This is a genomic window from Peribacillus asahii, from assembly GCF_004006295.1.
Lineage (GTDB): Bacteria > Bacillota > Bacilli > Bacillales > DSM-1321 > Peribacillus > Peribacillus asahii_A.
In genome coordinates this window covers 3,840,435-3,866,699 of the sequence record NZ_CP026095.1, presented here as the reverse complement: position 1 = coordinate 3,866,699, position 26,265 = coordinate 3,840,435, and the positions used below count along the sequence as shown (strand labels likewise).

Below are 26,265 nucleotides of genomic sequence, written 5' to 3'. Positions count from 1 at the left end.
ATTATTCAATTATTGAATAATTTGTAGCGCTTTCGGATACTTTGTTAATATTTCACAGCCTTTGTCGGTGATATAAATATCATCTTCGATACGAACTCCTGCTATGTTTGGTACATAGATGCCGGGTTCAATCGTATACACCATTCCTTGTTGTAAAATAAGTTCATTTGTTTCGGTTAAGGATGGGTATTCATGAACGCTGAGGCCAAGGCCATGACCGAGGCGGTGCGGGAAGTATATACCATATCCTTTGTCGCGGATGATTGTTCGTGCCGTGATGTCGATGTCTTTGCATGTTACTCCTGGTTTACTTGCACTAATAGCGGCTTCTTGAGCTCTTCGGACTGTTTCATATATATCCGCTTGTTTGTCGCTTATATCGCCATAGGCAACTGTTCGAGTAATATCTGAGCAATATCCCTCATACACAATGCCTAAATCAAATAGGACAAGGTCACCCCGCCTTACTTTTGTCATTCCTGGTGTTCCATGCGGGGAAGCGGTATTTGTACCTGTGAGAACCATAGTGGAAAAAGAAAAATCACGAACGCCGCGTTTTTTCATTTCATACTCGATGGCCGCAACGATTTCTATTTCTGTTTTTCCTTCTTTTATTTCATGAACACCAATGTCCACCGCTATGTCGGCCAGACGACAGGCTTCGCGTAAGTTGTTGAGTTCACTTTCTGTTTTAATCATGCGCATTTGACGTAATTTTTCCTCGACAGAAACGAGAGCAGGGGCTGCGAAATAGTGTGTAAGATGTTCCGATCTTTCGACGTTCAGATGCTCTTTTTGAATGGCTAAGTATGAAAGTGTTAGTTTTCTTTTGCGCACAGATTCGGACATTTTTTCCCAAGGGTTTTCAATATCATTATAGCCAATGATTTCAGCGGTCCAACCGGCACGTTTCGCCTCTGCGACCTCCATTTGCGGACACACAAGGAAAGGCTCATGATTTTGAAAAATAACGAGGGCTAGCAATCTTTCGTGTGGGTCGCTTTGAAATCCACTGCAATAAAAAATCGTATCAGGTGCTGTTAGAAAAGCTGCGTCTAGGTTATTTACTTGCAACCAGCTTTGTAATTCGGTTATTCTATCATTCATAGAAATCCCTCCAAAAAAGTATAGATTTACCTTATCAAGAGATAAAATGAATGTAAATGTTAGAGGATTTGTAAGATAAAAAAAGAATATGTAAGAGGGACAAAAAGATAAGGAGTGTGGAAGAATGAAAGTATCTTTTCATGGACATGCCGTTGTGCAAGTTGAAACAAATGGGAAAACTATTTTATTTGATCCATTTATTACGGGGAATTCATTAACTGATTTACGTGTTGAGGATGTAAAGCCAGATGTTATTATTTTGACACATGGTCATGGCGATCATGTTGGTGATACACTTGAGCTTGCAAAAAAGCATGATGCACTTGTAGTGGGAATTGCTGAACTTGCGACTTATCTAGGCTGGCAAGGGGTACGTACTCACGGTATGAATATTGGCGGGAGCTATGAATTTGATTTTGGCAAAGTGACATTAACGCCAGCTTTTCATAGTACAGGCTATATGACAGTAGATGAGCAAATTATTTACTTAGGCATGCCTGCGGGAGTGGTTTTCTCAGCAGAAGGAAAAACAATCTACCATGTTGGGGATACGGCATTGTACTCTGATATGAAGTTAATAGGCGATAAACATGCTATCGATTTAGCATTTATTCCGATTGGGGATAATTTTACAATGGGGCCAGAAGATGCAGCCGCAGCAGCTAAACTATTGCAAGCTAAAACGGTTGTTCCTATTCATTACAATACATTTCCACCGATTAAACAAGATCCGAATCGCTTTCTTGAATTGTTGGAAGCAGGAAACGGTAGGATTATGGAAGTTGGAGATGTCATCGAGCTATAATTCAGAAAGCAGTCACGTTCTAAATGAATGTGACTGCTTCTTTTTTTATAAAACAAGCATATTTATGTAAAAAAAGGGGGAGTAGGATGAAACAGCGATTATTATTATGTTTGTTGCTATGTGGTGTGATGCTGTATTATGCGGTGCCGCGTTTGTCGTTACAAGCAGGGGGAGCGGAGAGTTTATTTGCGGCAAGCTGGCTCCTATTTGCTTTATGTACGATTGCTGGAAATTTAACGGCTTTATTATATTCACCGAAAGGAAAGCGTAAGCCAATAAAGAAAAAGGAATACAAAAAAATGCATCATTATTCCTAGGATTTGTGAAATTCGCTACTTCGCCTTATAATAAAAAAATAGGAATACCGTGAAAAGGGTGAAGAGCTTGGCTACTAAGCATGAACAAATTTTAAAATATATTGATGAGCTGCCGGTTGGAGAGAAAATTTCTGTCCGACAGATTGCTAAAGCATTGCATGTTAGTGAAGGTACAGCTTACCGTGCTATTAAGGAAGCTGAGAACCAAGGCTATGTAAGCTCGATTGAGCGTGTAGGCACGATTCGAATTGAGAGAAAGAAAAAAGAAAATATTGAGAAGCTAACCTTTGCAGAGGTTGTAAATATTGTAGACGGACAAGTGCTTGGTGGAAAATCAGGTCTTCATAAAACATTAAATAAGTTTGTTATTGGGGCGATGAAGCTTGATGCGATGATGAGGTATACGGAAGCAGGAAACTTGTTAATCGTCGGGAATCGAACACAAGCTCATGAGCACGCATTAAAAGCTGGGGCGGCTGTGTTAATTACAGGTGGCTTTGATACAGAAGAGCATGTAAAAAAGCTGGCTGATGAATTAGAAATGCCTGTCATTTCAAGTACGTATGATACATTTACAGTCGCGACGATGATTAACCGCGCGATTTACGATCAACTAATTAAAAAGGAAATTTTGTTGGTGGAAGATATTTTAACCCCAGTTAACGAGACTTCCTTCTTAGCCTCGAACGATTGCGTGAAAAAATGGCATGAATTAAATCAGGAAACAGGTCATGGTCGATTCCCAGTTGTCGATGAGAATATGAAAGTGCAAGGTGTTGTGACATCGAAAGATATTATGGGACAAGAAGAAGATACGTTGATTGAAAAAGTTATGACGAAAAACCCGATGACAGTAGGAGATAAAATGAGCGTTGCTTCTTCTGCGCATATGATGGTATGGGAAGGGATTGAATTACTTCCTGTTGTGAATGATAATCTTGTGTTACAAGGGATTGTTAGTCGTCAAGATGTTTTGAAAGCGTTGCAGATGAGTCATCGACAGCCTCAAGTTGGAGAGACGATTGATGATACGATTACAGGGCAGCTTGTGATGTCCGAAAGTCGAGGGAAAGGTGAAGAGGTCTATAGCTACGGTGTTACACCCCAAATGACGAACTATTTAGGAACGATTTCGACTGGGGTGTTTACGACAATAGTTACAGACTCTGCGAACCGTATATTAAAAAACTATAAGCGCGGAGATCTAGTTGTTGAAAATATGACAATTTACTTTATCAAACCAGTTCAAATTGATAGCACATTAGATGTTCAGCCGCGTGTGCTAGATGTTGGGCGGAAGTTTGGGAAAGTCGATGTCGAAGTATTTAATCAAGGAAAATTGGTCGGCAAAGCGATGTTAACTTGTCAATTGCTTGATCGATCATAGGAAAAGCGTAAGGTACTCGTTTATTAGTAATAGTGTTCGAACCTAATAGTGAACAAAGTCATATAACACAACAAAAAGGATAATCCATTTAGATTATCCTTTTTGTTGTACAATTGCTTCTGCTTCGTCTATGGCATAGGGGAGGTAAAATTTGTACATTTTGTACCCGCCGATTAGGTTTATACTACCAATTACAATGAATATACCTGCTACGATGTATGTGACCATAGATTGAAATAAAAAAAGTTGATTGATTCCGAAGAAAGTTACAAAAGAGCCTAATGCCATTGAAGATTTACTAGAAATCCATTTTTTCTCCATTGGTAAACGAGTTCGGAATGATTTCACTTTAAAAAATACGTAGAGGGCTAATGAAACAATAATGAATACAACGAAAATAGGCATGAATGAGCAACCTCCAATGCGAGAGAAATAATGCTGGTGCGGCTGATTGTTAATAATATCCTTTTTTTATATTGTACCGTCAATCATAGAAAGAATTCCACTGAAAAGCAATTAAAGCTTTTTATTCTTTCCTGTTTTTGTTTAAATAGACATAGATAGAATGAAAAGGGGAGTATCATGAAAGCGACTATTTTAGAGGAAATTAAACAGTATGAGAAAATCATTATTCATCGTCATGTTCGTCCAGATCCTGATGCGTATGGATCACAAGGGGGACTGGCAGAAATTTTGAAAGCATCTTTTCCGACAAAACAAATCTATACAGTGGGTAAAGAAGAGCCATCGCTAAACTATTTACGAAGATTAGATGTGATTTCGGATGATATGTATGAAGGAGCACTTGTTATTGTATGTGATACAGCTAATACAGCGCGAATTTGTGATTCACGTTATCTAAAAGGAGCGAAGTTGATCAAAATTGATCATCATCCGAATGCGGATCCATATGGTGACCTGCTATGGGTAGATACAAGCGCAAGCTCTTGTTCGGAAATGATTTATGAATTTTATTTAGCAGGTAAAGAACAAGGGTTGAAGTTAAGCGATGAGGCGGCAAGGCTGTTATTTGCTGGTATCGTTGGGGATACTGGTCGTTTTCTGTTTCAAAGCACAACGAAAAAAACATTTGCTTACGCAAGTGAGCTGATTCATTATAACTTTTCCCGTCCTCAGTTGTTCCAAGAGATGTATGATGTAAGTGAAAATATCGTTCGTTTGAACGGATATGTGTTGCAACATTTCGAGGTGCTTCCACATGGAACGGGTAAAATGATTATTACGAAAGAGGCTATGAAGAAATTCGGAGCAACCGCATCAGAAGCCTCACAGTTAGTCGGAACACTTGGTTCAATCAAAGGGGTAAAAACGTGGGTATTCTTCATTGAAGAGGATAATGAAATCCGCGTTCGTTTCCGCTCAAAAGGCCCAGTTATTAACACGATTGCTAGAAAGTATAATGGCGGTGGACACCCGCTAGCATCAGGGGCCTCAATCTATTCTTGGGATGAAGTAGACCGTATACTTGCTGATTTAGAAGAATTAAATCAACAGGCGTAATAAAAAAGAAGCCTTTTCGGCTCCTTTTTTATTGTTTAGGGAGTTATGCGATTTTTAGAGGGGCGCTAAGTGTTTCCATATTCAGCTTCAGCGCTTGTACTTCTATAATCGCTCTAACTTTACCTCAATATACATATCTGTATAAAAGATGAGTTCTGTCACCTCTAAGCGATATTTTTTTTTATTAATTTCGATTAGCTTATTCTCAATTGATTTTTTTAACAGTATTCTTCCATTGTAGATTGTTTTGACGTCTTTCGCAATGAGTGAAGCAAGGTCATCACGAATAGCCTCTTCAGTCTCAGCGATGCTTAATGAATCTAATTTATAGTAGTTCCCGTTGATAATCTTCACTTGTACGTCTTGAATTGTTAATCCTTTCTCCGTTTGTTCATTTAGTTTGTGATATTCTTCTTCCCAAATGGAGATTTTTTGATTTAAATTTAAAATCGTTTCCTCCTGCTCTTGAATTTTGACAATTTGTCTTTCTTGCTGAATACCGAATAAATAAAAGAATAGCACCCAGCTTATAAGTGAGCCAAGTGCTACTCCAGCAAGGAATCGTTGCCAAGTTGGATTGCGGTGATAAGGAGGAATTCTCATAAAAGATGCTCCTGGGTGAACCAGTTGATGATGAGTGCGCCAGTTTGGGCACCGCCTAATGCAGATAGAATTAACAGTACTTGTTTGATAATGTCTTTCGTTTCCCCGTTGAAGATACCGCGCTCAAAACTGTACATCATATCGAAGGTTCCACCGATAGCTGCTACAATCGCCCAAATACGTAAATTATCAGATAAGCGGAATACGGTGGTCATTGGAGCTTGTCCCGTAAAAAAAGCAGAAAGTCCACCGATGAGGGCCCCCCCTAATAAGACCCCGAGTGAAATAAAATAGCTATTAATAAAGGCCGGAACGAAAGCTTCATTCATTTTTCCTCATCCTTTGTCTATAATGTGGTTTACTCTATTTATATGGGATTGTTGCCGGTAGTATGATACAAGTTCGATAAGGAGAACATATTTTCTTTTCTAACAATTACCTCTATAATAAGGGAAAATAAGCTTTAAAAAGGAGGGAGAAAGATTTGTTTACTCATCTCCATATTCAGAGCGGGTATAGTTTATTGAATTCAACAGTGAAAATTGATGAGCTCGTCGCTAAGGCGAAAGCAGATGGCATGGAAAGCCTGGCGTTATGTGATCGAAATGTAATGTATGGCTCGCTTTATTTTTATAAAGCATGTAAAAAGTACGGTATAAAGCCCATTATCGGCTTATTAGCGGATGTTCTTGATCAGGAAGAAAAGGCATATCCTCTGCTTTTATTAGCGATAAATCAAGAAGGCTATCATCATTTATTGAAAATTAGCAGTGCTATTCAAACGAAATCACCGCAAGGACTGCCGAGAAACTGGTTGAAGGCTTATGCGAAAGGGTTGATTGCGATATCACCGGGGGCAGACGGAAAAATAGAAAGCTTGCTTGAAGAGGGAAAGACTGAGGAAGCGAAAGAGGAAGCAAAACAGTTTCTCGATCTGTTCGGGCCTCAGCAATTTTATGTCTCTATTCAACGCCTTCAAATACAGGGGGAGGACCAACGGAACACAGCGGTGGAGCAGTTAGCTCGAGAAATGGGTATAAAAGTGGTTGTAACGAATCCAGTTTATTATTTAGAGAAGGATGATGCACTGGCTCAAGAAGTGCTGCTAGCTGTTGGCACTGGGCATAAGATGGATGATGAAGAGCGACAAGTATTACCTTCCCGGCAATTTTATTTAAAAAGCATGGAAGAGATGCTAGAGCTTTTTGCGGATAAAGGAGAGGAGTTACAAAATACGCAATATATTACGGCACAATGTCAGGTCAATCTCTCATTTCAGCGTGCGCTTTTGCCGAAATATCCAACTAATCAGGGTGTTTCTAGTGATGAGATGTTAGAAGCTATTTGTTTTAAAGGGTTGAAAAAGAGGAAATCCCAACCATCTCCACAGTATGAAGAGCGGCTGCGCTATGAATTAGATGTAATTAAACGGATGAAATTCAGCGATTACTTCTTGATTGTATGGGACTTTATGAAGTTCGCAAGAGAAAATCAAATTTTAACGGGACCGGGGCGGGGGTCAGCAGCGGGATCTATGGTGGCGTATGTATTGCAAATCACCAATGTCGACCCGATTGAGCACTCTCTTCTTTTTGAGCGGTTTTTAAATCCAGAGCGAGTGACGATGCCGGATATTGATATTGATTTTCCAGATCATCGCCGTGAAGAAGTTATTGAATATGTTGTCCAAAAATATGGTGAACTTCATGTAGCGCAAATTATTACGTTTGGAACGATGGCAGCCAAAGCAGCGTTGCGCGATACAGGCCGAGTTTTCGGCCTAGATTCAAAAGAGCAGGAAACATTATCGAAAATGATGCCCAATCGATTGGGCATCACATTAAAGGAAGCTTATCAAGAATCTAAGCGCCTTCAAGCATTTGTTCAAGAAAACGAGCGTTATCAAATGCTTTTCTCAATTGCAATGAAGCTGGAAGGATTGCCAAGGCACACGTCTACCCATGCAGCGGGTGTCATTATTAGCGATATACCGCTTACGGACATTATCCCTATTCAAACGGGACATGCCGGTATCTATTTAACACAATTTCCGATGGATCTTCTTGAGGAAATAGGCCTCTTAAAAATGGATTTCCTCGGTTTACGGAACTTAACGCTCATGGAACAGATTTTAACCAGTATTGAAAAAGGCACAGGTGAGAAAATTGATTTAGTGAAAATCCCGATGGATGATCAGGACACTTTTACGTTGTTTAGTAAAGGTGAAACGACAGGTGTGTTTCAGTTTGAATCAGAGGGGATTCGCAAAGTGCTTGTTAAGTTAAAACCAACGCACTTTGAAGATATTGTCGCAGTCAATGCCTTGTACCGGCCGGGACCGATGGAGAATATCCCTCAATTTATTGAGAGAAAACATGGATTAGCTCCAATTGATTACCATCATCCAGATTTACAGGAAATTCTTGAGTCAACGTATGGTGTTATCGTGTATCAAGAGCAAATTATACAAATTGCTTCTAAACTTGCAGGATTTTCACTGGGAGAGGCCGACTTATTACGTCGAGCAGTTTCAAAAAAAAAGAAGGAAATTTTAGATAAAGAGCGAAATCATTTTGTTATCGGTGCGAAAAATAAAGGTTATTCTGACAAAATCGCTTCGAGCATATATAATTTAATTGTTCGCTTTGCAAACTATGGTTTTAATCGAAGTCATGCGGTTGCTTATAGTGTCATTGCTTATCAATTAGCCTATTTAAAAGCGAATTATCCGGCTCATTTCATGGCAGCGTTAATGACTTCCGCCATCGGAAATGAGGATAAAATTGCTCAATATGTTCGCGAGGCTAAGAAAAAAGGGATGATGATTCAATCGCCTTCTATTAATCGTAGTACTTATCCGTTTATAGCCCGACAAGATGGCATTCAATATAGTCTTGGAGCTATTAAAGGAATAGGAAGAACCGTTTTACGTGAGATTTTCTCGGCACGTCGCAATGGGAGATTCAGTGATTTGTTTGACTTCTGCTTACGTGTTTCCGGAAAAATTGTCACTCGTAAAGTGTTGGAGGTGCTCATCCATTCAGGTGCCTTTGATGAGTTTGGTCGTGACCGAGCAACGCTTTTAGCTAGCCTTGATGTCGCTCTTCATCATGCAGAGTTAGTAAAGCCAAATGAAGATTTGCTGGATTTATTGGTGGATGGAGAATTTTCACTGAAACCTAAGTATGTTGAAGTAGAGCCAATTCGTTTAGAAGACAAGCTGCAGTTTGAAAAAAACGTACTAGGTCTCTATTTATCTAATCATCCGGTGAGCAGTTATCAAAAGCTATTTAAGCATTTTGGCTGTATATCGATTGAAGAAGCGACAAGAAAGAAAGAAGCAAAGGCATTGCTGGGTGTCTATATTTCGGCAGTGAAGACTATTCGGACGAAAAAAGGAGAGATGATGGCTTTTCTGACTATTAGCGACGAAGACGGCGATTTAGAAGCTGTTGTTTTTCCGAATAGTTATCGACAGTTTGCTGAAACAATTCAAACAAATGCAATAGTCATGTTACAAGGTACATTGGAAGAACGCGATGGAAAGCTTCAACTAAATGTCCAACAAATCTATTCAATCGATGAAGCTAAGCAACTGGCAGGCGAAGAAACAGGAACCCTTTTTATAAAAATAGAAAGCGATAAGCAAACAAAAGATATCTTATTACAAATTAAAAAAATCTTATTACAACATAATGGCAAAACAAAAGTAATGCTTTACTACGAACGGGAAAATCGTTATGTACAGCTATCTCTATGGGATTGGGTTCAGCCTAATGACCGTCTACATAATCGGTTAATTGACATTGTTGGAAATGGAAATGTCATCCTGAAGAGAGACTGACTGTTTACAATGGTCATAGTTATGTTAGAATGATTAAGTAGACCAGTGTGGTCTGACCAATTAAGTTCGTACTTTTTGATTATTGCCTAATTAGTTCAAGGAGTGAGAACATTGACATTAAGAGAACAAGCATTGCATATGCATCGTACAAACCAAGGGAAGTTAGAGACGGTTTCAAAAGTACCAGTTCGAAATGCAGAGGATTTAAGTTTGGCATACTCTCCTGGTGTAGCGGAGCCGTGCAAAGAAATTTATGAAAAACCAGAAACCGTATATGATTATACGATGAAAGGAAACACCGTAGCGGTTGTTTCCGATGGAACGGCTGTACTTGGACTTGGAAATATTGGTCCTGAAGCTGCGATGCCTGTTATGGAAGGGAAAGCTTTATTGTTTAAAAGCTTTGCCGGAGTCGATGCTTTTCCGATTTGTTTAAAAACGACTGAAGTGGATAAAATTATAGAAACTGTAAAACTACTTGAACCTACATTTGGCGGAGTGAATCTAGAGGATATTGCCGCTCCAAATTGCTTTGAGATTGAAGAAAGATTGAAGAAAGAAACAAATATTCCGATTTTTCATGATGACCAGCACGGAACGGCGATTGTGACGGTAGCAGGGTTAGTTAATGCCCTTCGTGTTGTTGGTAAATCAATGACGGAAATTAAAATTGTCGCAAATGGTGCAGGGGCAGCGGGCATTGCGATTATTAAGTTGCTCTATAGCTATGGTGTACGCGACATTATTATGTGCGATACAAAGGGTGCTATTTACGAAGGCCGAACAATAGGGATGAATGATATTAAAGAACAAGTGGCACTTGTCACAAATCGTGATAAGAAGAGGGGTTCACTTGAAGATGTAATCAAAGGGGCAGATGTATTTATAGGTGTTTCTGCTGCAGGGGCACTAACCAAAGAGATGGTTGAGTCAATGAATGTCGATCCGATTATTTTTGCGATGGCAAATCCTGATCCAGAAATTTTACCGGCTGACGCTAAAGCAGCAGGTGCAAAAGTGGTTGGGACGGGACGCTCAGATTTCCCGAATCAAGTAAATAATGTGCTTGCTTTCCCAGGAATTTTCCGCGGTGCGCTTGATGTACGTGCAACGCATATTAACGAGAAAATGAAGGTAGCAGCTGTTCACGCGATTGCCGGTTTAGTAGAAGATCATGAGCTTCATCCGGATTATGTAATTCCTAGACCATTCGATGAACGAGTGGCACCTGAAGTAGCAGCTGCGGTAGCAAAAGCTGCAATGGAAACAGGTGTAGCAAGAATTAAAATCGATCCGGAGGAAGTAAAAGCTAAAACAAGAAAGCTTGCCCTCATTGGAAAAAGTGAGGCTTGATTTATGTGAGTAAGCGGCATTCCTCTTCCAAAGTTTATCTTGATGTAGTAGAAAATCTGCGCACTATGATTGAAGCAGATGGCCTGCTTCCAGGAGATAAAATTCCTTCAGAACGTGAACTTTCAGAGCGGCTCGCTGTTGGACGTTCTTCAGTTCGAGAAGCGTTACGTGCATTAGAGCTGTTAGGGCTTATTGAAACAAGACGTGGAGAAGGCACTTTTATTAAAGATTTCCAGGAGCATAAATTAGTAGAGCTTCTGGGAGCCTTTTTTTTACAAAATAATAAAGTAAATGAAGATCTAGTAGAGACGAGGAATCTAATCGAAATCGATTGTTTACGAGTTATAATAGCCCATGCTATAGATGATGAGATTGAACAACTCATACGTTGGGCTGAAAAAAACGATTTTAGTGATGAAGATTTTTTCTTACAAGTTGCGATGTGTAATCGTAACCGGTTACTAGAGAGAATTTGGCGAATTGTTAATAGTTATGCAAAAGCATCGACCTTTTCTGATACGAAAGTGAGTAAGCAAGCATATGAAACATTGCTTGAATATGTGAGAAAACGTGATGAAAATCAAGTTGTTGCAACATATATATCGCTTATCAGAAATATGTCGGAGAGCGAGTGACAAGATGTTACCCAGTTTTTAGTACGATTCTGATACAGTATTAGGACAAGATCGATGCATAGACTAGGCGGTAAAGGGAGGATTCCAGCTTGCTTAAAGAGCTATTTATAAAATCCAAGAAGAAGTATGCGACAATTCCAGTTGACCGTGAGCAGCAAGATGTTCCGGCTGGGATTATGATCAAATGCCCCAACTGTAAAAAAATCATGTATACGAAAGAATTAGTGAAGAATCAGAAAGTATGTCTGCACTGTGAATATCATCACCCTATGTCGTCTTTTGAGAGAATTGCAAGTTTGTTTGACGAGGGAAGTTTTACAGAATATGATCAAGAAATGATTTCTGTCAACCCGCTTGAATTTCCGGACTATCTTGAAAAAGTAGAGAAAGACCGAAAGAAAGCGAATATTAACGAAGCGGTCGTGACAGGAGTAGGTACGATTAATAGGCACACAATTTCAGCGGCGATTATGGATTCTAACTTCAGGATGGGGAGTATGGGTTCTGTTGTCGGTGAAAAAATTACAAGAGCTATTGAGCGAGCGGCTGAACGGAATATTCCGTTTATTATTTTTACCGCTTCAGGTGGTGCCCGAATGCAAGAAGGCGTACTAAGTTTAATGCAAATGGCTAAAACAAGTGCGGCTTTAAAAATGTTTAGCGATAAAGGTGGACTCATTATTTCAATTATGACTCACCCGACAACAGGTGGTGTGTCGGCAAGCTTTGCTTCACTTGGCGATATTAATTTAGCTGAACCAGGAGCGTTAATTGGTTTTGCTGGACGAAGAATTATTGAGCAGACCATTCGTGAGGAGTTGCCAGAAGATTTCCAAACGGCGGAATTTCTATTAAAGCATGGTCAATTGGATGCCGTCGTTTCGCGAACGGAATTAAAAGAAACCTTAACGACCATTCTTAAAATCCATACTCCAGGTGGTGAGTGGCAATGATTGGTGAATTAGAATTTGAACGTCCAGTCAATCAATTGCGCAGTAAAATTGAAGAATTAAAAGAATTAACGAAACATGCCGATGTTGATTTATCGAATGAGATTGTCAAATTGGAAGAGCGCCTGGCGAAATTAGAAAATGATGTTTATGAAAATATGAAGCCGTGGGATCGTGTTCAAATTGCCAGACATCCGGCACGACCAACAACGCTTGAATATATTTCATTGATTTTCGAAAACTTTATTGAACTGCATGGTGACCGTTGCTATGGAGATGATGAGGCCATTGTGGCCGGAATTGCACAGTTTAATGGACAGCCAGTGACGGTAATTGGTCATCAACGAGGAAAAGATACGAAAGAAAATATTCGTCGAAACTTTGGGATGCCACATCCAGAAGGTTATCGTAAAGCATTGCGCTTAATGAAACAGGCGGAGAAATTCCGTCGTCCGATTATTTGTTTTATTGACACAAAAGGAGCTTATCCAGGTAAAGCAGCTGAAGAGCGAGGACAAAGTGAGGCAATTGCTCGGAATTTGTTTGAAATGGCAGGATTAAAAGTACCTATTATTTGTGTTGTGATCGGTGAAGGAGGAAGTGGCGGCGCCTTAGCACTTGGTGTGGGTGATCGTATTTATATGCTGGAGAATTCAACATATTCGGTTATTTCACCTGAGGGAGCGGCATCTATTCTATGGAAAGATGCTACTCAAGCAAAACGTGCTGCAGAATCGATGCAAATTACAGCTCCAGATTTATATCGCTTAGGTGTAATTGATGAAATTATTCCTGAGATTAAAGGTGGCGCTCATCGGAATATGAATAAACAAGCAGAGGCGATTCAAGCTGTTTTAGAGCGCGCACTCAAAGATCTTCTTCTTTTGGATAGTGAAGAGCTTATTCATCAGCGGTATGTTAAATACAAGAAAATTGGTGAATATACGTTTACTGAAACGAAACAACAGTCAGTGACGGAAACAAAAGTTGAAGAACAATATACTAATTAATAGGAGCGTGTCGTCTTGGACGGCACGTCTTTTTTTAAGGCTTTGTGTATGCCTGGGTGTGATTAACAAGCTGATTTAATACAGCCTTGTTTAAAAAAATAAGTAAGAAACTTCTCGACACGTTTTGTTGTCTAGCTTCGCCGGCTAAATCACTGTGAATAAGATAAGAGTCACCAAAAGGCAAAGAGCGCCTTGAGGGGATTTTTTCTGTTTTTTATCTGATCTGAACGAGCTGGTTTTGCTTTTCTTAATTTCGTGTAAATCTTTTTTCGTTTGACTTCAATTTCTGCTAAGAGTAATGTAGGCTTAAAGCATTACGATTAATGATTAAGTAAAAAATGCCACGTTTAAATGATGAAGAGGTGAGAAGAATGAAGAAGATAGGTGTATTAACAAGTGGAGGAGATTCTCCAGGTATGAATGCCGCTGTTCGCGCGGTTGTTCGGAAGGCAATTTATCATAATCTTGAAGTATACGGAATTTATCATGGCTATCAAGGATTGATTGAAGGGGATATCAAGAAATTAGAATTAGGGTCAGTTGGTGATATTATTCATCGTGGAGGCACGATTCTACATACAGCTCGCTGCAAAGAATTTCAAACAGAAGCAGGTCAGCTAAAAGCCATTGAACAGTTGAAGAAATTAGGGATTGAAGGCATTGTTATTATTGGTGGAGACGGGTCTTATCGAGGGGCTCAAGCATTGACAGAGAAAGGATATCCCTGTATTGGTGTACCAGGAACAATTGATAATGATATTCCTGGCACTGAGTTTACTATTGGGTTTGATACAGCCTTAAACACGGTCATTGATGCAATTGATAAAATTCGGGATACAGCGACTTCTCATGAACGTACATATGTGATTGAAGTGATGGGACGAGATGCGGGAGATATTGCTTTATGGGCAGGGCTTGCCGGTGGGGCGGAAACCATCTTATGTCCAGAATATGATTACGATATGGAAGAGCTTGTTGCAAAGCTACATCGCGGTCATGAACGAGGAAAGAAACATAGTATTATTATTGTCGCAGAAGGTGTTGGCAGCGGTGTTGATATTGCAAAAGAAATCCAAGAAAAAGCAGGGTTTGAAACACGTGTTACCGTGTTAGGGCATGTACAACGCGGTGGTTCGCCATCTGCGCGTGATCGAGTGCTGGCGAGTCGATTAGGAGCTCGAGCTGTAGAGCTTTTGATGGAAAGTCAAGGCGGTAAAGCGGTTGGAATTGAAAAGAACAAGTTAGTCGATTATGATATTATGGAAGCATTGGCAAAGAAACACACAATTGATAAAAAAATGTACGATTTATCGGCTGAATTGTCGATATAATCCTTGTTTGAATTATGAAGGGGGTAACATCATCATGCGTAAAACGAAAATCGTATGTACAATTGGTCCAGCAAGTGAAAGTATAGAGAAGCTTATTCAGCTTATTGAAGGGGGAATGAATGTAGCAAGGCTTAACTTTTCCCATGGTAATCATGAAGAGCATGCAGTCAGAATTCGTAATATCCGTGAAGCTGAAAAGCAAACAGGCAAAAATGTAGCGATTTTATTAGATACAAAAGGGCCGGAAATCCGCACCCATAATATGGAGAATGATGCAATTGAATTAAAGGCTGGTTCGACTATCACTATTTCAATGACAGAAGTGCTTGGAACGCCAGAAAAATTCTCGATTACATATGAAGGATTACTTCATGACGTATCCGAAGGTTCAAAAATTTTGTTAGATGATGGTTTAATTGGTCTTGAAGTTATAAACATTGATGAAGTTGAAAAAGAAATACATACAAAAGTTTTAAATAGCGGTACATTGAAAAATAAAAAAGGGGTTAATGTCCCAGGTGTGTCTGTAAAGTTACCGGGTATTACTGAAAAAGACGAACAAGATATTATGTTTGGGATTGAACAAGGTGTAGACTTTATCGCAGCTTCTTTCGTTCGCCGAGCTTCAGACATACTTGAAGTACGAGAACTATTACAGAAAAATGATGGCACACGCATTCATATTATTCCTAAAATTGAAAATCAAGAAGGTGTCGACCGTATTGATGAAATTTTAGAAGTGTCAGACGGTTTAATGGTTGCGCGTGGTGATTTGGGTGTTGAAATTCCAGCAGAAGAAGTACCGCTTGTGCAAAAGGAATTGATTCATAAATGTAATGAGCTTGGAAAGCCTGTTATTACAGCTACGCAAATGTTAGACTCCATGCAGCGGAACCCTCGTCCTACACGTGCAGAGGCTAGTGACGTAGCTAATGCGATTTTTGATGGAACAGATGCGATTATGTTATCTGGAGAAACAGCAGCTGGACTGTATCCTGTTGAAGCTGTTCAAACGATGCATAATATTGCATCTCGTACAGAGACAGCGCTTAATTACCGTGACATTTTATCAAAGAGAAGCAAAGTTCACCGACATCAAGTAACAGAAGCTATTAGCCAATCTGTAGCACATACTGCTCATAATTTAGAGGTCGGCGCAATTATTACGCCTACAGAAAGTGGTCATACAGCACGCATGATTTCAAAGTATCGTCCGAAAGCACCGATTATTGCGGTGACAGCTCATGAGCATGTTGTAAGACGTTTAGCATTAGTTTGGGGCGTATATCCGCAAATGGGACCTAGAGCGAATACAACAGATGAAATGCTTCAAATTGCCATTGACGAAAGCTTACATTCTGGTTTGGTATCTCATGGAGATTTGGTTGTGATTACAGCAGGGGTGCCAGTCGGTGAGAAGGGCACGACGAATTTAATCAAAATTCATTTATTAGGAGATGCTTTATTAAAAGCACAAGGTATCGGACGGAAAGCAGCGAAAGGAAATGTTGTCATTGCGAAAACAGCGGCTGAAGCTTTGGAGAAAGTAACAGAAGGCTCTGTATTAGTAACGATTGGCTCTGATCGCGAAATGATGCCGGCGATTGAAAAGTGTGCCGCGTTAATTACAGAAGAGGGCGGTTTAACGAGCCATGCTGCAGTTGTTGGGGTTAACCTTGGAATTCCGGTTATTGTTGGGGCGGAAGATGCAACGAAGATTTTAACAGAAGGTCAAAGCATTACAGTAGATGCTAGCCGAGGCGTTATTTACGATGGAGATTCGCGCGTTTTGTAATATGATATTTTCGCTTGTTGGAGTAATAGGAGGTATAATGTAGGTATATACATTGTGCTGGAGGAATGTACATGAAATATATGTTGTTTTTACTCATTGCGCTGCCGGTCGTTGAAATTGCCATCCTATTGTTAAGTGGTCATTTAATTGGTATATGGCCAACGCTTCTTTTGATAATCATTACAGGCGTATTCGGTGTGTTTTTAGCGAAACGACAAGGAGTAGAAACATTGCGTAAAGCGCAGGAGCAAATGCGCTATGGTTCGATGCCAGGGCATGAAATCATCGACGGCATCTGTATTTTAATCGGTGGTGTTTTTCTGCTCTTACCTGGCTTTGTATCAGATATCATTGGAATTATTTTATTGTTGCCAATGACGCGCAATTTGTTTAAACCGCTTGTTATTGGGTTTATTATGAATAGAATGAATCGAGGAAGAGTCAATATTATTCGTTATAAATAGCTTAAGAAATAAATATAAGTTGATGAAATCGCATCTCTAAAGCAGAGATAAACATCCTGCCCCTTATCACAACGATAAGGGGCAGGAAAGCTGCTTTGGAGGTGCTTTTGTCTTGTAGAAGGGGCATTATTTATAGTGAATCAACGTAATTCATTCATGTTTTTGATTAAATACATAATTTTGTAAAGCGAGATAATCAGCTGTTGATCCGATGTCATATCTAGTGCCTGAAAGGACTTTTCCGTAACCCTTGTCCTCTTGAAGGACCTTTTTAATAGCATCTGTTAATTGAATTTCTCCTCCAATGCCTGGCTCCAGGTTTTCTAACGCTTTCATAATGGCGGGGGTAAATATATAACGGCCGACTACAGCGAGGTTGGATGGGGCGTTTTGTTGCGGTTTTTCTATAATATTTACAAGTTCATAGAGGTCTGGAGCTGCAGGTTTCCCATCAATGACCCCATAATTTTTTAAAAATTGCTCTTCTACTTTTGTTAAACCAATCACATGACTATTTTTTTTCTCATATATGTCTATTAACTCTTTTAATCCGCCGCCAACGATAATATCATCCGGAAGCAGTACGGCAAACGCATCGTTCCCTACGAAATGTTTCCCAAGACGAATGGCATCACCAAGTCCTTTTGCAGCTGATTGTCGAGTATAAACAATTTGAATATCCGGGATGTTTAATTGATGTAATAAGAACTCTTTATTTGTTTTTTTTAGAAACATTTCTAATTCTAACGAATAATCAAAATAGTCTACGATTAAGTTTTTGGAGCGCGAGACAATGATTAAGATTTGCTCGATACCAGCCGAAATGGCTTCTTCTACGACATACTGGATAGAAGGCTTGTCTCCGATAGGAAACATCTCTTTTGGAATAACTTTTGTGACTGGTAGGCTCCTTGTACCAAAACCGGCAGCAGGTATGATGGCTTTTTTTATCATGAGTACACCGACCTTCTTGACTGAAATTTCTATATACTATTCCTTTTTTTGTAAGTTGGTACTTCCTTAAGTAAATTCAGGCACCTGTCTTATTGGTACAGTACATATATTTTAGTTGTTTTGAGCTCATTTCAGCGTTAGTGAGCTGGAAATCGTTTGATTAGCATCGAGCATAGTTAGTTGAGATTAGTATGACCGTCTAAATTCAGCCCTTTTTAGACAGATGGATAATCAGGTTAACGCTTTAGTTAATAGGATATACAGAGAGGTTATTGGAAAGGAGAAGTAGACATGGAAATATGTGTAGTAGGGGCTGGTTATGTCGGATTAACATCCGCTGCTGTACTTGCCGATTGTGGCCATTCTGTTTGCTGTGTAGATACAAATAGAGAGAAGATACAATTGCTGAATCAAGGAGAGGTACCTATTTTTGAACCAGGTTTAAAAGAATTGATTATAAACAATAGAAATCGCTTAACTTTTAGTACCTCTGTTAAAGAAAATATAGGAAAATATCCAGTTGTTTTTATTGCTGTTGGAACTCCTTCAGCTCCAGATGGTCAAACAGATTTAACATATGTTGATTCAGTTGTTGACTTGATTGCTAATTCTATCACTTCTTATAAAACGATTATTACAAAAAGTACTGTACCCCCTGGGACAAATGAAGGGATTTTTCATAAGTTGATTCAAAAAGGTGTGAATCCGCAATTATTTAATATTGTCTCAAACCCTGAATTTTTACGAGAGGGTACAGCGATTGCTGACATGTTACATGCTGATAAGATTGTAGTAGGAAAACAAAAGGATGATCAAAAGTCACTCGATATTATAAAAGAAATCTATCAAAAAATAGATGCTCCATATATTGTTACGACATTATCCGGGGCGGAAATGATTAAGTATGCGTCCAATGCTTTTTTAGCTACAAAAATCTCGTTTATAAATGAGATTGCTAGAATTTGTGATAAGTATGATGTCAATGTTGAGGATGTGAGAAAAGGGATTGGTTTAGATCCAAGAATTAATCCACATTTTTTACAATCAGGGCTTGGTTATGGCGGCTCATGTTTTCCAAAGGATGTTCGTTCTTTAGAACACAGTGCATTAAAGAAAAGGGTAACACCGATTATTTTACAGGCTGTTCAATCAGTGAATTACACGCAAGTGGACTACTATATAGAAAAACTATTAACGGTTATTCCGGATTTTACTGAAATGACGATTGCTGTTTTAGGAATTGCTTTTAAGCCGCAGACAGATGATACAAGGTATTCACCAGCTGTTCAGTTGATTGAAAGATTAAGCGCTATGAATCCTATGGTGCATACGTATGATCCAAAAGCTCGCCTTCCGTTTGCTAAAAAAGAGAATGTGGTTCAATGTGAGAATATCACTCAAGCTATTACAGGATCGGACTGTATCATTATTGCTACTGACTGGGATGAATTTAAACAGATGGATTGGATGGAAATAAAAAAATTAATGAACGGTCATTGCATAGTCGATGCTAGAAACTGTATTGACCCAGAGTCTGTCGAGCAATATGGATTAAGGTATATTGGAGTGGCTCGCTCATGAAAATATTAGTTACGGGTGCTGCGGGATTTATTGGTTCTCATCTATGCGAAAAGCTGCTAACGGATTCGGGGAATGAAGTGATTGGAGTTGATACATTTATCGGGCCGACGCCTAGGAAGTTAAAACAACAAAACGTACAAAACCTCTTACAACAGTCGCGATTTCAATTACTCGAAGTAGATTTATTAACCGTTGACTTAAAAAGCATGCTTTCTGATGTTGATGTGATTTATCATTTAGCCGGAATGCCAGGTGTCCGCTCGAGTTGGGGAAAAGATTTTGATCCTTATGTTACGAACAATATTTTAGTAACCCAACGTCTTTTAGAAGCCGCGAAAGACCTACCTCTTAAAAAATTTATCTATGCTTCAACATCCTCTGTGTATGGTGAAAAAGTAGGGAAAGTAACAGAAGATGCCTATCTTACACCTCTTTCTCCATATGGAATTACAAAGCTTACAGGAGAACATTTATGTCATGTGTATTTGAGAAGTTATAACGTTCCTGTTGTAACGGTCCGGTTCTTTACCGTATATGGACCAAGACAGCGTCCTGATATGGCGTTCCATCGATTTATTGCTCAAATTCTTAAAGGAGAACCATTAACGATTTTTGGAGATGGAAACCAATCAAGAGATTTCACCTATATAAGTGACTGTATTGAGGGCATTGTTCCTCTTGCCTACCAGGAAGGGTTGATTGGCCAGACAATTAATATTGGTGGAAAAGAACGGGCGACTGTTAATGAAGTAATTGCTCTTATCGAACAAATAACAGGGAAACAAGCAAGCTTTCACTATTCGGAAACTGTTAGTGGGGAGCCGCGTCATACATGGGCTGATATTTCTAATGCGCAAAAGCTATTAGGCTATAACCCAAATATTTCTCTAAAAGAGGGTCTGGCTAAAGAAGTAGATTATATCCATTTTGTATATCGGATATGAGGAAGCGGACAGCATAGCCTTAAAAAAATCATAGATTAGCTGTCACGTAAAAGAATAGTCAACATATTTTAATATGAAGTCTGTTTACTTTTGGTTAATCATCACTTTGCAAAAAAGGAGATGTTCGACATTAAGATTGCATTCATTTGTACGGAAATGCTGCCTGTTCCCCCATTAAGAGGGGGAGCGATTCAAGTGCTTATCCACGGAGTGACACCTCATTTAAGTCAAAACCATGACTTGACGATATTCTGCATTACAGACCCCGACCTTCCTAATCGAGAAATCGTAAATGGTGTCGAATATATTCGAGTTCCGCGTGAGAATTATGTGTTCAATATCGGACAAGAGTTATCAAAAAAACAAGCAGATAAAGAATATTATGATGTCATACATGTATTCAATCGTCCTCGTGATGTTCTCATCTATAAGACTGCCATGCCAAAGAGTCGATTTGTATTGAGTCTGCATAATGAAATGTTTAAAGAAAAAAAAATCTCCACAGAAATGGGGAATTTGGTCGTTAGAGCCATGGATAAAATTATGAGTATTAGCGAGTATATCGGAACAACGATTACCTCGCGCTTCCCATTAGCAAAAAGTAAGGTGAAGGCTGTCTATTCGGGAATTGATTTAAAAAAATATAAACCGATTTGGAGCGAGGAGGCACAGAATTTACGAAGGGAACTGCGGCAAAAGTATGGGGTAGAGGATAAGAAAGTAATTTTATTCGTCGGTCGCTTAAGTGCGGTGAAAGGTCCTGACCTTCTCTTACAGGCGATGAAACAAGTGCTTAAAAAGCATCCTAATTCAGCCTTAGTCATAATAGGAAGTAAATGGTTTAGTGATGATAGAATTGATGATTACGGATTGAAACTGCGTCAACTAGCTGAAGAGTTAGGTGAGAATAAGGTCATTTTTACCGGTTTTGTGCCTCCGAGTGAAATTCCTGCACATTTTTTGGTTGGGGATCTTTTTGTATGTAGTTCTCAGTGGCAGGAGCCCCTTGCTCGTGTTCATTATGAAGCGATGGGTGCTGGGTTGCCGGTTATTACGACGAATCGCGGTGGAAACGCAGAGATTATAAACCATCTTCATAATGGAATTTTGATTGATGATTATGCGAATTTCGAGGCGTTTGCCGATGCTATTTCCTATTTATTATCTAATGAGAAAGAAGCACATTCTATTGCCAAGGCAGGCCGGGAGTTTGTGGAATCAAACTTTGGATTTGAGCATGTAGCTAAACGTTTAGAAGATCTTTACGTGTCTGCTATGAAAAAGAAAAAATCTTAGGGAGGTATTTGGATGGATACGATATTTTCAGAAGTGGTAAAAAGCGTAATCGCTTACTACCCTGTTGAAGTAAAGAATATTTATTTATTGTCTTTTAAAGGGAAGAAGGCGGTCTGGTCGATTGAAACGGATATTGGTGAGTTGATTATAAAAAAGGTTCCGTTTGATGAAGACCATATTACATTTATGGTGCATGCGATTGATTATTTAAGAGATAACGGTATTTACACACCGAGTGTTATCAAAGCTCATTCGGGAGAAGGGTTTGTAAAGGTAGATGGTGAATATTTTGTCGTTTTTGAAGCGGTTCATGGAAGATCACCAGAATACGAGTATGAAAATGAATTGTTGATGATTTTAAAGGGAATGGCTGCTTTTCATCAAGCTTCTAAAGGAATTGAATCTCCAACAGGAAAATTTCCTTCTTTTCTATTAACAGAGTGGAAATCAGATTTGAAAAGAAGATACGAGAGGTTAGTACAACTGAAGGAACAGCGGTTACAGGCGACGGACCATAATGAGTTTGATCGGCAATTTTTACTGCATGTCGATACATTTTTACAGCAGTGTCAAACTTCCATTTCAATGTTGAACGATCCAACATTTGATCAATGGGTGGAAGAAACGAAGGTAACGAAATCATTATGCCACCAAGACTATGCTGCAGGAAACCTTGCAATAGGCAGTGATGGAAACCTCTATGTGTATGATATGGACTCTCTAACAGTTGACCTCCCTATTCGTGATATGAGAAAAATTTTAAACAAGGTGATGAAGAAAGAAACAGCTTGGGATTTGGAACGCATGATCAAGATGATGAAGGCGTATCAAGAGGTTCATCCATTAACGAAAGAGCAGTATCATATCCTTGCTGCAGATATTTTATTTCCGCATTTATTTTATGGACAAGTCACGAAATACTACGATAAAAGAGAAGCGAAATGGACGCTTCAAAAGCATATTTCCCGAATCAAGGACATGGCTGCTACAGAAATAAGTAAAGAAAAAGTTGTCCAAGACTTTCTAACACGATTAGACGAGGTGGTTCAGAATGGATGAGGCGATGAAAAATCTTAATTTAGGAAAGCACTTGATGGCGGTGCATTATCCTTCTCTTGAAGTATTCGATATAGAGGTTATTCAAGACGAACCGATTAAAACGATTTGGAAAGCAGAGACATCGATAGGGACTGTTTGTTTAAAACGGATTAGGAAGTCCATCCCCATTGTGAAATTCACAACTGCAGCGCAAGACTATCTTTATGCTAAAGGCGCCCTCGTTGCGGGTATTATTCCAACGAAGGAAAATGAGCTCTTTTTTGTTCACGAAGGGTATGGCCTAGTGTTATACGAATGGATTGACGGAAGTGACTTGGAAATGGAAGAAGTCGAGGAGCATGCTTTTGCGGGATTACAGGGGCTAGCTCAATTTCATAAAGATACAGTAGGGTTTGTACCGCCTTCCGATTGTCAAACATCCAACCGAATGGGGGTCTGGCCTCATCACTATAACAAAATGCTTGAAGAAATGAAACAATGGAAAATTGAAGCGGAAAAGAAGACAACCCCTTTTGAACAAGCATATGTCAAGCTGGCGGACGAAATGATTCAGCTGGCCGAACAGGCTACTCAGATGTTTCAAAATTCATGTTATTTTGAATGGGTTGATGAAATTGGGGAATATGGTTATATGTGTCATCAAGATTATGGAAAAGGAAATGCCCTTCAAACGGAAAAAGGAGTGTACGTTTTAGATCTTGATAATGTAACGTATGATATTCCATTGCGAGATGTACGCAAACTAATTACGAAACGCATGGAGGAAATTGGGGCTTGGGATGTATCTGAATTAGAACGTTTGGTGAACTCCTATGAATCTATTTTTCCGTTAACGGAAGAGCAAAGAAAGATTCTCTATATTGATATGTTGTATCCTCATCAATTTTACGGTTGTGTAAAAAATCCTTTCAAAAAAGGTAAAGAAGGCGAAGAAAAGAAAATACTAAAAAATTACCGACTTGAAATGGAAAAACTTCCTGCTTTGCGCCAAGTATTGAACATAAATTAATGAACGAGGTGATGATAATGAGGTTAGAAGAAGAGTTTGTAGGCAGACGTTTGCAATATGCAGAATTATTAAAAAGGGTAGCAGCCCAGCTAGAAGAAGATAGCTTTTCAGTGAGAGGCAAAAAAATCGATTTTCCGGATGATGATATGGAGTATAAGATTAGCCATAAATCAGCATTCGGTGAAAATAAGCTCACGATTTCTATTGAATGGATTGATGAGCCAGTTTAAAAGATTTAAATGATTCAAAAGAAAAACAGACCCGAGAGTAAACATCTCAGGTCTGTTTTTCTTTCAATATATTCTCTTTGGCTAGTTGTACGGATATATACCCCATCCTCCCTTAATTATTAGCCGTGTTACATAACAAAGCTTAATTATTTAATAAACTATATCCACGTTTTATTTTACATAAAACTACAAAATTGGATATATACTTTAAATTTATTTGAAAATTCGATATATTTATAAAAGGAAGAAACTAAAATATCTGCAAAAATATTGATATATAAGGGTTTTTAAGGTAATAAATCTTCCAAAAAAAATAATTTATTATAATTTTTAGAAAAAATGGTGACAAACACGGAAAGTGTGTTATATAATACAAACAAGGGAAAGAAAAACTGTATTATAACATGAGGGGAGCTCCGAAGGGATGTGAGGAAGCGATATGGTTACCAAAGTAGAGAGTCTAGAAATTAATGGGGAGATAAAACCTGGTTTTGAGGAAATTCTTACACCAGAAGCTCTACAATTCATTGCAAAAATTGAACGGTATTTTGGTCCAAGAAGAAAAGAACTTTTAGAAAGACGCATGAAAGTTCAGGAAGAAATCAATCAAGGTAAAGTACCTCAATTTCTAGAAGAAACCAAACATATCCGTGAAGATAACTGGACGATTGATCCACTGCCGAAAGATCTTCAAGATCGCCGTGTAGAAATCACTGGACCAGTTGAGCGGAAGATGATAATCGATGCTTTGAACTCAGGTGCTAATCTTTTTATAGCTGATTTTGAAGATGCGAATTCGCCTACATGGTCGAATTGCATTGAAGGCCAAATCAATTTACGAGATGCAGTTCGTCGAACGATCACCTTCAAAAATTCAGATAAAAAGTTATATAAACTAAACGAAAAAACAGCTGTCTTAACAGTAAGACCTAGAGGATGGCATTTAGAAGAGAAGCATGTGCTTTTAAATGGCCAACCGATTTCAGCCAGCCTTTTCGATTTTGGACTCTATTTCTTTCACAATGCAAAAGCATTGATGGAAAAAGGGACAGCACCATACTTTTATCTTCCCAAATTGGAGAATCATCTTGAAGCGAGACTATGGAATGATGTGTTCGTTTATGCACAAAATGATTTAAAAATCCCACAAAGTACAATTAAAGCAACTGTACTAATCGAAACAATTTTAGCCGCTTTTGAAATGGATGAGATTCTATATGAATTGAAAGAACATTCAGCTGGCTTGAATAGTGGGCGATGGGATTACATATTCAGCTTCTTGAAAAAATTCCGTCACTATAATCATGGTATTTTCCCGGATAGGGCACAAGTTACGATGACAGTACCGAATATGAGAGCATATTCCTTGCTCGTAATCCAAACGTGTCACAACCGAAATGCTCCGGCAATCGGTGAAATGGCTGCACAAATTCCAGTGAAAGGTGATGTCGAAAAGAACGATAAAGCTTTTGCTATAGTGCGTGCAGACAAAGAGCGTGAAGCGAGAGATGGGTATGATGGAACATGGGTAGCTCACCCTGGCATGGTCAGTATTGTAAAAGAAGTATTTGACTTGCTTGTTCAAAAGCCCAACCAAATCTATCGTAAACGTGAGGATATACAAATAAAAGCAGAGGACTTATTGGAAGTCCCAACAGGAACGATCACTGAAAGCGGTTTACGTACTAACATTAATGTTGGCATTCAATATATTGCTTCTTGGTTATGCGGTCGAGGAGCGGTTCCTATTCACGATTTAATGGAAGATGCCGCGACAGCAGAAATTTCAAGAGCGCAAGTATGGCAATGGATTCATCATCCAAAGGGAATTCTTGAGGATGGTCGAAACATTACAAGTGAGCTATTCAAATCGATCCAACAAGAAGAGTTAGAAAACATTCAAGCGGAAGTAGGGGAAGAAGCATTCGCAACAGGGAGATTCATCGAAGCCGCCAAGCTGTTTGAAGAATTGAGTTTAGCTGATGACTTTGCCGATTTTTTAACGAATCCGGCATATGAACATCTTTCATAATAGTTAAATAGTTTCATAATTTTATATAAAAATTAGGA

Annotated in this window: 24 protein-coding genes; 19 read left to right on the top strand and 5 right to left on the bottom strand. The window is 39.0% G+C overall.

From position 1 onward, the window contains the following. Positions 1–9: 9 nt before the first annotated feature. Positions 10–1,107: a M24 family metallopeptidase gene (locus BAOM_RS19005; RefSeq protein ID WP_127761638.1), complete on the bottom strand. Its 1,098-nt coding sequence runs from the start codon at positions 1,105–1,107 to the stop codon at positions 10–12. Between the two features lie 124 nt (positions 1,108–1,231). On the opposite strand from BAOM_RS19005, the gene BAOM_RS19000 reads away from it, so the two are divergent. The 3 genes from BAOM_RS19000 to BAOM_RS18990 all read left to right on the top strand — a co-directional run bounded on the left by BAOM_RS19000 (position 1,232) and on the right by BAOM_RS18990 (position 3,616). Then, positions 1,232–1,912: a metal-dependent hydrolase gene (locus BAOM_RS19000; protein ID WP_127761637.1), complete on the top strand. Its 681-nt coding sequence runs from the start codon at positions 1,232–1,234 to the stop codon at positions 1,910–1,912. Between the two features lie 86 nt (positions 1,913–1,998). Next, on the top strand, positions 1,999–2,229 hold the full coding sequence (locus BAOM_RS18995; protein ID WP_127761636.1) for a hypothetical protein: 231 nt from the start codon (positions 1,999–2,001) through the stop codon (positions 2,227–2,229). Between the two features lie 67 nt (positions 2,230–2,296). Continuing rightward, on the top strand, positions 2,297–3,616 hold the full coding sequence (locus BAOM_RS18990) for a CBS domain-containing protein (protein WP_127761635.1): 1,320 nt from the start codon (positions 2,297–2,299) through the stop codon (positions 3,614–3,616). Positions 3,617–3,709: 93 nt separating this feature from the next. Here the strand turns inward: BAOM_RS18990 and BAOM_RS18985 are convergent, their stop codons facing one another. Further along, on the bottom strand, positions 3,710–4,021 hold the full coding sequence (locus tag BAOM_RS18985) for a YtpI family protein (RefSeq protein ID WP_127761634.1): 312 nt from the start codon (positions 4,019–4,021) through the stop codon (positions 3,710–3,712). A 177-nt stretch (positions 4,022–4,198) separates the two neighbouring features. Between BAOM_RS18985 and BAOM_RS18980 the strand changes: the two genes are divergently transcribed. Beyond that, a complete protein-coding gene (locus BAOM_RS18980) occupies positions 4,199–5,137 on the top strand; it encodes a DHH family phosphoesterase (protein ID WP_127761633.1) in 939 nt (312 codons plus the stop codon). A gap of 102 nt (positions 5,138–5,239) precedes the next feature. On the opposite strand, the gene ytrI is transcribed toward BAOM_RS18980, so the two are convergent. Further along, entirely contained in the window at positions 5,240–5,740 is a 501-nt protein-coding gene (gene ytrI / locus BAOM_RS18975) for a sporulation membrane protein YtrI (RefSeq protein WP_127761632.1), read from the bottom strand. After that, positions 5,737–6,069: a sporulation membrane protein YtrH gene (locus tag BAOM_RS18970; protein ID WP_127761631.1), complete on the bottom strand. Its 333-nt coding sequence runs from the start codon at positions 6,067–6,069 to the stop codon at positions 5,737–5,739. Before BAOM_RS18970 ends, ytrI begins: the two co-directional genes overlap by 4 nt. A 155-nt stretch (positions 6,070–6,224) precedes the next feature. On the opposite strand from BAOM_RS18970, the gene dnaE reads away from it, so the two are divergent. From dnaE to BAOM_RS18930, 8 genes are all read left to right on the top strand, one after another. Beyond that, complete coding sequence (gene dnaE / locus BAOM_RS18965; RefSeq protein WP_127761630.1) at positions 6,225–9,584, top strand: DNA polymerase III subunit alpha; 3,360 nt, start codon at positions 6,225–6,227, stop codon at positions 9,582–9,584. A 111-nt stretch (positions 9,585–9,695) separates the two neighbouring features. Next, the gene (locus BAOM_RS18960) at positions 9,696–10,937 is read left to right on the top strand and encodes an NADP-dependent malic enzyme (protein ID WP_127761629.1); all 1,242 of its coding nucleotides are present in this window, start codon (positions 9,696–9,698) and stop codon (positions 10,935–10,937) included. Between the two features lie 5 nt (positions 10,938–10,942). Then, a complete protein-coding gene (locus BAOM_RS18955) occupies positions 10,943–11,572 on the top strand; it encodes a FadR/GntR family transcriptional regulator (protein ID WP_127761628.1) in 630 nt (209 codons plus the stop codon). A gap of 89 nt (positions 11,573–11,661) precedes the next feature. Further along, the gene (gene accD / locus BAOM_RS18950; RefSeq protein ID WP_127761627.1) at positions 11,662–12,525 is read left to right on the top strand and encodes an acetyl-CoA carboxylase, carboxyltransferase subunit beta; all 864 of its coding nucleotides are present in this window, start codon (positions 11,662–11,664) and stop codon (positions 12,523–12,525) included. After that, entirely contained in the window at positions 12,522–13,532 is a 1,011-nt protein-coding gene (gene accA / locus BAOM_RS18945) for an acetyl-CoA carboxylase carboxyl transferase subunit alpha (protein WP_127761626.1), read from the top strand. Before accD ends, accA begins: the two co-directional genes overlap by 4 nt. A 371-nt stretch (positions 13,533–13,903) precedes the next feature. After that, positions 13,904–14,863, top strand: coding sequence for a 6-phosphofructokinase (pfkA, locus tag BAOM_RS18940; RefSeq protein WP_127761625.1), 960 nt, complete (start codon positions 13,904–13,906; stop codon positions 14,861–14,863). Between the two features lie 34 nt (positions 14,864–14,897). Continuing rightward, positions 14,898–16,658, top strand: a complete 1,761-nt coding sequence (gene pyk, locus BAOM_RS18935; protein ID WP_127761624.1) for a pyruvate kinase — start codon at positions 14,898–14,900, stop codon at positions 16,656–16,658. A gap of 71 nt (positions 16,659–16,729) precedes the next feature. Further along, positions 16,730–17,122: an FxsA family protein gene (locus BAOM_RS18930; protein WP_127761623.1), complete on the top strand. Its 393-nt coding sequence runs from the start codon at positions 16,730–16,732 to the stop codon at positions 17,120–17,122. Positions 17,123–17,272: 150 nt separating this feature from the next. Here the strand turns inward: BAOM_RS18930 and BAOM_RS18925 are convergent, their stop codons facing one another. Then, on the bottom strand, positions 17,273–18,076 hold the full coding sequence (locus BAOM_RS18925; RefSeq protein WP_127761622.1) for a UTP--glucose-1-phosphate uridylyltransferase: 804 nt from the start codon (positions 18,074–18,076) through the stop codon (positions 17,273–17,275). 291 nt (positions 18,077–18,367) lie between these two features. Between BAOM_RS18925 and BAOM_RS18920 the strand changes: the two genes are divergently transcribed. From BAOM_RS18920 to aceB, 7 genes are all read left to right on the top strand, one after another. Next, positions 18,368–19,657, top strand: a complete 1,290-nt coding sequence (locus tag BAOM_RS18920) for a UDP-glucose dehydrogenase family protein (protein ID WP_127761621.1) — start codon at positions 18,368–18,370, stop codon at positions 19,655–19,657. Beyond that, the gene (locus BAOM_RS18915) at positions 19,654–20,601 is read left to right on the top strand and encodes an NAD-dependent epimerase/dehydratase family protein (RefSeq protein WP_127761620.1); all 948 of its coding nucleotides are present in this window, start codon (positions 19,654–19,656) and stop codon (positions 20,599–20,601) included. Before BAOM_RS18920 ends, BAOM_RS18915 begins: the two co-directional genes overlap by 4 nt. 195 nt (positions 20,602–20,796) lie before the next feature. Beyond that, positions 20,797–21,897: a glycosyltransferase family 4 protein gene (locus tag BAOM_RS18910; protein ID WP_252282610.1), complete on the top strand. Its 1,101-nt coding sequence runs from the start codon at positions 20,797–20,799 to the stop codon at positions 21,895–21,897. A 12-nt stretch (positions 21,898–21,909) separates the two neighbouring features. Next, positions 21,910–22,956, top strand: coding sequence for a CotS family spore coat protein (locus BAOM_RS18905; RefSeq protein ID WP_127761619.1), 1,047 nt, complete (start codon positions 21,910–21,912; stop codon positions 22,954–22,956). Continuing rightward, on the top strand, positions 22,949–23,965 hold the full coding sequence (locus BAOM_RS18900) for a CotS family spore coat protein (protein ID WP_127761618.1): 1,017 nt from the start codon (positions 22,949–22,951) through the stop codon (positions 23,963–23,965). The genes BAOM_RS18905 and BAOM_RS18900 overlap by 8 nt, the downstream gene beginning before the upstream one ends. Before the next feature lie 17 nt (positions 23,966–23,982). Next, complete coding sequence (locus BAOM_RS18895) at positions 23,983–24,195, top strand: hypothetical protein (protein WP_127761617.1); 213 nt, start codon at positions 23,983–23,985, stop codon at positions 24,193–24,195. A gap of 439 nt (positions 24,196–24,634) precedes the next feature. Continuing rightward, entirely contained in the window at positions 24,635–26,227 is a 1,593-nt protein-coding gene (gene aceB, locus BAOM_RS18890; protein ID WP_127761616.1) for a malate synthase A, read from the top strand. Positions 26,228–26,265: the final 38 nt, after the last annotated feature.

What these genes read in the sequence shown, in the direction of transcription:
- BAOM_RS19005 (WP_127761638.1), bottom strand. Translation starts at nt 1,107, where the DNA reads ATGAATGATAGAATAACCGAATTACAAAGCTGGTTGCAAGTAAATAAC.
- BAOM_RS19000 (WP_127761637.1), top strand. Translation starts at nt 1,232, where the DNA reads ATGAAAGTATCTTTTCATGGACATGCCGTTGTGCAAGTTGAAACAAAT.
- BAOM_RS18995 (WP_127761636.1), top strand. Translation starts at nt 1,999, where the DNA reads ATGAAACAGCGATTATTATTATGTTTGTTGCTATGTGGTGTGATGCTG.
- BAOM_RS18985 (WP_127761634.1), bottom strand. Translation starts at nt 4,021, where the DNA reads ATGCCTATTTTCGTTGTATTCATTATTGTTTCATTAGCCCTCTACGTA.
- BAOM_RS18980 (WP_127761633.1), top strand. Translation starts at nt 4,199, where the DNA reads ATGAAAGCGACTATTTTAGAGGAAATTAAACAGTATGAGAAAATCATT.
- ytrI (WP_127761632.1), bottom strand. Translation starts at nt 5,740, where the DNA reads ATGAGAATTCCTCCTTATCACCGCAATCCAACTTGGCAACGATTCCTT.
- BAOM_RS18970 (WP_127761631.1), bottom strand. Translation starts at nt 6,069, where the DNA reads ATGAATGAAGCTTTCGTTCCGGCCTTTATTAATAGCTATTTTATTTCA.
- accA (WP_127761626.1), top strand. Translation starts at nt 12,522, where the DNA reads ATGATTGGTGAATTAGAATTTGAACGTCCAGTCAATCAATTGCGCAGT.
- pfkA (WP_127761625.1), top strand. Translation starts at nt 13,904, where the DNA reads ATGAAGAAGATAGGTGTATTAACAAGTGGAGGAGATTCTCCAGGTATG.
- pyk (WP_127761624.1), top strand. Translation starts at nt 14,898, where the DNA reads ATGCGTAAAACGAAAATCGTATGTACAATTGGTCCAGCAAGTGAAAGT.
- BAOM_RS18930 (WP_127761623.1), top strand. Translation starts at nt 16,730, where the DNA reads ATGAAATATATGTTGTTTTTACTCATTGCGCTGCCGGTCGTTGAAATT.
- BAOM_RS18925 (WP_127761622.1), bottom strand. Translation starts at nt 18,076, where the DNA reads ATGATAAAAAAAGCCATCATACCTGCTGCCGGTTTTGGTACAAGGAGC.
- BAOM_RS18920 (WP_127761621.1), top strand. Translation starts at nt 18,368, where the DNA reads ATGGAAATATGTGTAGTAGGGGCTGGTTATGTCGGATTAACATCCGCT.
- BAOM_RS18915 (WP_127761620.1), top strand. Translation starts at nt 19,654, where the DNA reads ATGAAAATATTAGTTACGGGTGCTGCGGGATTTATTGGTTCTCATCTA.
- BAOM_RS18905 (WP_127761619.1), top strand. Translation starts at nt 21,910, where the DNA reads ATGGATACGATATTTTCAGAAGTGGTAAAAAGCGTAATCGCTTACTAC.
- BAOM_RS18900 (WP_127761618.1), top strand. Translation starts at nt 22,949, where the DNA reads ATGGATGAGGCGATGAAAAATCTTAATTTAGGAAAGCACTTGATGGCG.
- BAOM_RS18895 (WP_127761617.1), top strand. Translation starts at nt 23,983, where the DNA reads ATGAGGTTAGAAGAAGAGTTTGTAGGCAGACGTTTGCAATATGCAGAA.
- aceB (WP_127761616.1), top strand. Translation starts at nt 24,635, where the DNA reads ATGGTTACCAAAGTAGAGAGTCTAGAAATTAATGGGGAGATAAAACCT.